The following is a 5,510-nucleotide window of genomic DNA, read 5'->3' on the forward strand; positions in this document are numbered from 1 at the left end:
GCGAGCGGCTGGCCGCCCTGGTCCGGCGGCTGCGGGCGGGCGAGGATTTCACCGCCACCCTGTGCGGGGCGCGCATCACGGCCGAGGGCGAGACCGCGACCCTGGTGCGCGAGGCCGGCGATATGGCGAGAAAGGGCGTCGAACCCTTGCGGCTGACGCCGGGCGTGGAGGCGGTGTGGGACGGGCGGTTCGCCTTCGTCGCCGCCGATGCGGGCTGGTCGGTCGTGGCGGGGCGCGGGCGATTGTCGCAGCTGTCGGACGCGGACCGGGCGGCGCTGGCCCCGCTGTCGCCGCAGGCGCGGGCGGCCTGGCCCGTGCTCATTGAAGACGGTGCGCCGGGACCGGTTCTTGCAGGGGCGGGGGTCGAACGGCGCGGGCTTGTCGCGGAACGGCTCAGGCTGGCGCTGGACGAAACGACGCACGAAGACGACCTGATTTCAGCCCCGCGATGGCGTAACGCCATGGAACCTCCTATTTTCCCAGACAGACACATCCAGACCGTCGGCCCGAGCGGGGCGGCGGACGACCGAGGACCTCAATGAACCTGCGTAATCTGGCGATCACCGGCGTGATCATTCTGGCGCTGCTGGCGGGCTATGCGGCCCTGTCCCAAGGCGGCGCGATGAACGGCATGGCCGGTCAGCCGGCGGGCGGACGGCCCGAAATCATGAGCTATTCCGAACTGGTTCAGCGGGTGAACGCCGGCGACGTCAAGAAGGTGACGGTGCGGGTCGACAAGGTGAACGGCGAGCTGAAGAACGGCCAGCGCTTCACCTCCACCACCGTCTATCCGAACGAACAGCTGATGACCTCCATGCTGCAGGCGGGGGTCGAGATCGACGCCAAGTCGGGCGGCCAGTCGATCTGGATGAGCCTGCTCCTGGGCATCCTGCCCATCGCGCTGCTGATCGGGGTGTGGATCTTCTTCATGCGCCAGATGCAGGGCGGGGCGCGCGGGGCCATGGGCTTCGGCAAGTCCAAGGCCAAGCTGCTGACCGAGCACAAGGGGCGCAAGACCTTCGAGGACGTCGCCGGCGTGGACGAGGCCAAGGACGAGCTGCAGGAGGTCGTCGACTTCCTGAAGGATCCGGGCAAGTTCCAGCGTCTGGGCGGCAAGATCCCCAAGGGCGCCCTGCTGGTCGGCCCTCCCGGCACCGGCAAGACGCTGCTGGCGCGCGCGGTGGCGGGCGAGGCGGGCGTGCCCTTCTTCTCCATCTCGGGCTCGGACTTCGTCGAGATGTTCGTCGGCGTCGGCGCCAGCCGCGTGCGCGACATGTTCGAACAGGCCAAGAAGAATGCGCCCTGCATCATCTTCATCGACGAAATCGACGCGGTGGGCCGTCATCGCGGCGCCGGGCTGGGCGGCGGCAATGACGAGCGCGAACAGACGCTGAACCAGCTGCTGGTCGAGATGGACGGCTTCGAGGCGTCCGAGAACATCATCCTGATCGCCGCGACCAACCGTCCCGACGTTCTGGACCCGGCCCTGCTGCGTCCCGGCCGGTTCGACCGGCAGGTGGTGGTGCCGAACCCCGACGTCTCGGGCCGCGAACGCATCCTGCGCGTCCACATGAAGGATGTGCCCCTTGCCGCCGATGTGAACGTCAAGACCATCGCGCGCGGCACGCCCGGCTTCTCGGGCGCCGATCTGGCGAACCTGGTCAACGAGGCGGCGCTGACGGCGGCGCGCAAGGATCGTCGCATGGTCACGCACCGCGACTTCGAGGACGCCAAGGACAAGGTGCTGATGGGTTCGGAGCGTCGCTCCATGGCCATGAACGAGGAAGAAAAGCGCCTGACCGCCTATCACGAGGCCGGCCACGCCATCGTCGCCATGAACGTCAAGGCGGCCGACCCGGTGCACAAGGCCACCATCGTCCCGCGCGGCCGGGCGCTGGGCATGGTGATGCAGCTGCCGGAAGGCGACCGCTATTCGATGAAATACCAGCAGATGATCGATCGGATCGCCATCATGGCGGGCGGGCGCGTGGCCGAGGAGCTGATCTTCGGCAAGGAGAACATCACCTCGGGCGCGTCGTCGGACATCGAACAGGCCACCAAGCTGGCCCGGGCCATGGTCACGCGCTGGGGCTTCTCCGAGAAGCTGGGCACGGTGGCTTACGGCGAGAACCAGGAAGAGGTCTTCCTGGGCCATTCAGTCGCGCGCAGCCAGAACATCTCCGAAGAGACGGCCCGCACCATCGACGAGGAGGTCCGCCGTCTGGTCGCCTCGGGCTGGGACGAGGCGCGCCACATCCTGACGACCAAGGCCGATCACCACGAGAAGCTGTCGCAGGCCCTGCTGGAGTACGAAACCCTGTCGGGCGAGGAGATCAAGGACCTGCTGGAGAAGGGCGTCGCGCCGAACCGCGACGAGAACAACTTCCCCAACGCCGGGCCTTCGGTCTCGGTGCCGGTGACGCCGGTGTCGGACGGGACCGAGATCGAGGTTCCGGTCGCCAAGCCCGCCGCGACCAGCGTGCCGACGGTTCACTGAACCGGCGTTCAGTTCGGAATGAAAAAGCCCGCCGGGAGAGCGATCTCCCGGCGGGTTTTTCATGAGCGGCGCCGGGGATCAGGCGGGCAGGATTTCCGCGTCCTCGATCATCACCGGCGTCAGGCTGCGTTCGGCGCCGGACGGGTCGCTCCAGGAAATGGTGTGGCCTTCGACCAGGCCGATCAGGCCCGCGCCGACGTGGGACAGGACCGAAACCTTGCCCGCGTCGATGTCGGCGTCCTTGGGCAGGACGATCTGGATGCGGCGCGGGTCGGACGAACGGCCGTCGACATAATGGAGCCAGCGGTTCAGCGGCACGGCGCCCTTGGGCAGGTCGCCCGGTTCGCAGATGACGGCGCGCTCCAGCTCGTCCTGAAGCATTCCGGCGACGCCCTCGCCCGGCATGTCGCCGACCAGACGCGACAGGGCGTCGTGGTCCTCGGCGCTGAGGAAGATGTCGGGGCGGACGGGCAGGGTGGACTTGGTCATCGGGATTTCTCTCAAAGGGACATGCGCCGCCACACGCGCGTTCGGCGTCGGGGCGGCGGGAAGAACAGGTTTCAGATCGTCGCCCGGAACGGGCAAAAGGCGCGCAGCCGTTCCGGGTCAGAAGCCTGCGACGAGGCGTCCCGCATGGGAAAGGCGTCGAGCCTGGCTGACGAAACGAGCGATCACGGCTAGAGGCTGGTCCCATGTCGCGCGAAAGTCAAACACCGGGACGGCCCCAGGTCATGGGGATCGTCAACGTCACGCCCGACAGCTTCTCGGACGGCGGGCGGTGGACCTCGGTCGAGGCGGCGGTGGACCGGGCCATGCGTCTGGTCGCGGACGGGGCGGACGTCTTGGACATCGGCGGCGAAAGCACCCGGCCGGGCGCCGATCCGGTGGGGGCGGCCGAGGAGATCGCGCGGGTCGTCCCGGTCATCGCCGGCCTCCGCGCGCGCTGGCACGGGGCGATCAGCATCGATACGATGAAACCCGAGGTGGCCCGCGCCGCCGTCGCGGCCGGGGCCACGATGTGGAACGATGTGACGGCCCTGACACAGGCGCCCGACAGCGCCGCCGTCGCGGCCGAACTGGGGTGCGATATCGTGCTGATGCACATGAAGGGCGAGCCGCGCACCATGCAGGCGAACCCGACCTATGACGACGTGGCCGGCGAGGTGCGGGACTATCTGATCGGCCGCGCCGAGGCGGCGATGGCGGCGGGGGTGGCGCGCGACCGGATCTGGCTGGACCCCGGCATCGGCTTCGGCAAGACCCTGGCGCACAATCTGGCCCTGACGGCGGGCCTGGGGGCGCTGGTCGGTCTGGGGTTTCCGGTCCTGTACGCCGCCAGCCGCAAGCGCACGATCCAGGCGGTCGACCCTACGGCGATCCAGGCGACCGACCGGCTGGGCGGCTCCATCGCCCTGGCCCTGGCGGCGGCGACGCGCGGGGCGCGGATGGTGCGGGTCCATGACGTGCGCGAGACGGTGCAGGCGCTGAAGGTGCAGGCGGCGTTGCGCGACCCCGGTTGAACGGACGCGACGTTCGGTCGCGGTTGAGCTAAGGACGGGGATCAACCGTCGCAGCGTCGCCCATGCCCCTGACCGCCTATATCGCCCCCATCGTCATGCTGGCCCTGTCGAACGTCTTCATGACCTTCGCCTGGTACGGCCACCTGAAGTTCGAGCACAAGCCGCTGTGGCTGCTGGTGATCGCCAGCTGGAGCATCGCCTTCTTCGAATACTGGCTGGCGGTGCCGGCCAACCGGATCGGCATCAAGGTCTATTCGCCGGCCGAGCTGAAGACGATGCAGGAGGTGATCACCCTGTTGGTCTTCGCCGGTTTCTCGGTCCTGTATCTGGGCGAGAAGCTGACGGTGAACCATCTGGTCGGCTTCGCCTTCATCGGCCTGGGGGCCTTCTTCATCTTCAAGGGGCCGCTGGGCGCCTGATCGCTTGCCCTGACCGGCGGGCTGGGCCATCTGAGCCGTCATGTCCTGGGTCATGTCGATCAATCCGTGGGCGACGCTGGTCGTCGCCGGTCTGCTGGAGGTTCTGTGGGCCTCGGGCCTGAAGAGCGTCGGCCTGCACCGGCCGCTGACGTCCCTGGGGGTGGGGATCGCCCTGGCCGGCAGCATGATCCTGTTGTGGGTGGCGACGCAGAAGCTGCCGATCGGCACGGCCTATGCGGTGTGGACCGGCATCGGGGCGGTCGGCGCGGCGGTGGTGGGGATGCTGGCCTATGGCGAGCCGGCGACGGCGGTCAGGGCGGTGTGCATCCTGCTGATCGTGGCGGGCATCGTCGGGCTGAAGCTGTTTTCGGGGGCGGCGGCATGAGCGCGCTTCATCAAGGTCGGGTCCTGATTCTGGCAGGCTCCGACTCAGGCGGCGGGGCGGGCATCCAGGCCGACATCAAGGCCGTGACCATGATGGGGGGGTACGCCGCCACCGCCATCACCGCCATCACCATCCAGAACACGCTGGGCGTTCACGGCGTCCATCCCCTGCCGCTGGATGTGATCACCGCTCAGGCCCGCGTCGTGCTGGACGACATCGGGACCGACGCCTTCAAGACCGGAATGCTGGGCTCGGTCGAGGTGGTGGAGACGGTCGCCGCCCTGTTGGACAGCGCCGACGCCCCCGCCGTGATCGATCCGGTCATGGTGGCCAAGGGCGGCCATCCGCTGTTGCCCGATGCGGCGGTGGAGGCGGTGAAATCGCTGATGATCCCGCGCGCGGCGCTCCTGACGCCCAATGCGCCGGAGGCCGAGGCTCTGACGGGGATCGCCGTTCATGATCTGGACGGCCAACGCCGGGCGGGCGAGGCCCTGCTGGCCCTGGGCGCGCGGGCGGTGCTGATGAAGGGCGGCCATGTGCCGGGGCCGACGGTGATCGACCTGCTGATCACCGCAGACGGCGAGACGGCGCTGGAGGCTGAACGGATCGACACCCGCCACACCCACGGCACCGGCTGCACCCTGGCCAGCGCCTGCGCGGCCGGGCTGGCGCTGGGGCGGCCGCTGGAG

At 68.9% G+C, this 5,510-nt stretch carries 6 protein-coding genes and 1 pseudogene; 6 read left to right on the plus strand and 1 reads right to left on the minus strand.

All coding sequences use genetic code 11. From position 1 onward, the window contains the following. Both RTU05_RS16580 and ftsH read left to right on the plus strand, forming a co-directional pair. Nucleotides 1-542 (plus strand): annotated as a pseudogene (locus tag RTU05_RS16580) (PP-loop family protein); the annotation flags it as partial. Then, complete coding sequence (gene ftsH, locus RTU05_RS16585; protein WP_312599433.1) at nt 539-2,497, plus strand: ATP-dependent zinc metalloprotease FtsH; 1,959 nt, start codon at nt 539-541, stop codon at nt 2,495-2,497. The pseudogene RTU05_RS16580 and the gene ftsH, both read left to right, overlap by 4 nt. A 78-nt stretch (nt 2,498-2,575) precedes the next feature. Here ftsH and RTU05_RS16590 read toward each other — a convergent pair whose 3' ends face one another. After that, a complete protein-coding gene (locus tag RTU05_RS16590; RefSeq protein WP_312599434.1) occupies nt 2,576-2,986 on the minus strand; it encodes a GreA/GreB family elongation factor in 411 nt (136 codons plus the stop codon). A gap of 203 nt (nt 2,987-3,189) precedes the next feature. Between RTU05_RS16590 and folP the strand changes: the two genes are divergently transcribed. The 4 genes from folP to thiD all read left to right on the plus strand — a co-directional run. Further along, nucleotides 3,190-4,017 carry a dihydropteroate synthase gene (gene folP, locus RTU05_RS16595; RefSeq protein WP_312599435.1) on the plus strand — a complete coding sequence of 276 codons (828 nt, stop codon included), beginning with the start codon at nt 3,190-3,192 and terminating at the stop codon, nt 4,015-4,017. Between the two features lie 62 nt (nt 4,018-4,079). Continuing rightward, on the plus strand, nt 4,080-4,436 hold the full coding sequence (locus RTU05_RS16600; RefSeq protein WP_087120564.1) for a DMT family protein: 357 nt from the start codon (nt 4,080-4,082) through the stop codon (nt 4,434-4,436). A gap of 40 nt (nt 4,437-4,476) precedes the next feature. Further along, nucleotides 4,477-4,821, plus strand: a complete 345-nt coding sequence (locus RTU05_RS16605) for a multidrug efflux SMR transporter (RefSeq protein ID WP_312599436.1) — start codon at nt 4,477-4,479, stop codon at nt 4,819-4,821. Continuing rightward, on the plus strand, nt 4,818-5,510 hold a 693-nt coding region (gene thiD / locus RTU05_RS16610; protein ID WP_312599437.1), incomplete at its 3' end, for a bifunctional hydroxymethylpyrimidine kinase/phosphomethylpyrimidine kinase. The genes RTU05_RS16605 and thiD, both read left to right, overlap by 4 nt.

This window comes from Brevundimonas sp., from assembly GCF_032017145.1.
In the GTDB taxonomy this organism is placed as follows: Bacteria; Pseudomonadota; Alphaproteobacteria; order Caulobacterales; family Caulobacteraceae; genus Brevundimonas.

What these genes read in the sequence shown, in the direction of transcription:
- RTU05_RS16600 (WP_087120564.1), top strand. Translation starts at nt 4,080, where the DNA reads ATGCCCCTGACCGCCTATATCGCCCCCATCGTCATGCTGGCCCTGTCG.
- ftsH (WP_312599433.1), top strand. Translation starts at nt 539, where the DNA reads ATGAACCTGCGTAATCTGGCGATCACCGGCGTGATCATTCTGGCGCTG.
- RTU05_RS16605 (WP_312599436.1), top strand. Translation starts at nt 4,477, where the DNA reads ATGTCCTGGGTCATGTCGATCAATCCGTGGGCGACGCTGGTCGTCGCC.
- RTU05_RS16590 (WP_312599434.1), bottom strand. Translation starts at nt 2,986, where the DNA reads ATGACCAAGTCCACCCTGCCCGTCCGCCCCGACATCTTCCTCAGCGCC.
- folP (WP_312599435.1), top strand. Translation starts at nt 3,190, where the DNA reads ATGTCGCGCGAAAGTCAAACACCGGGACGGCCCCAGGTCATGGGGATC.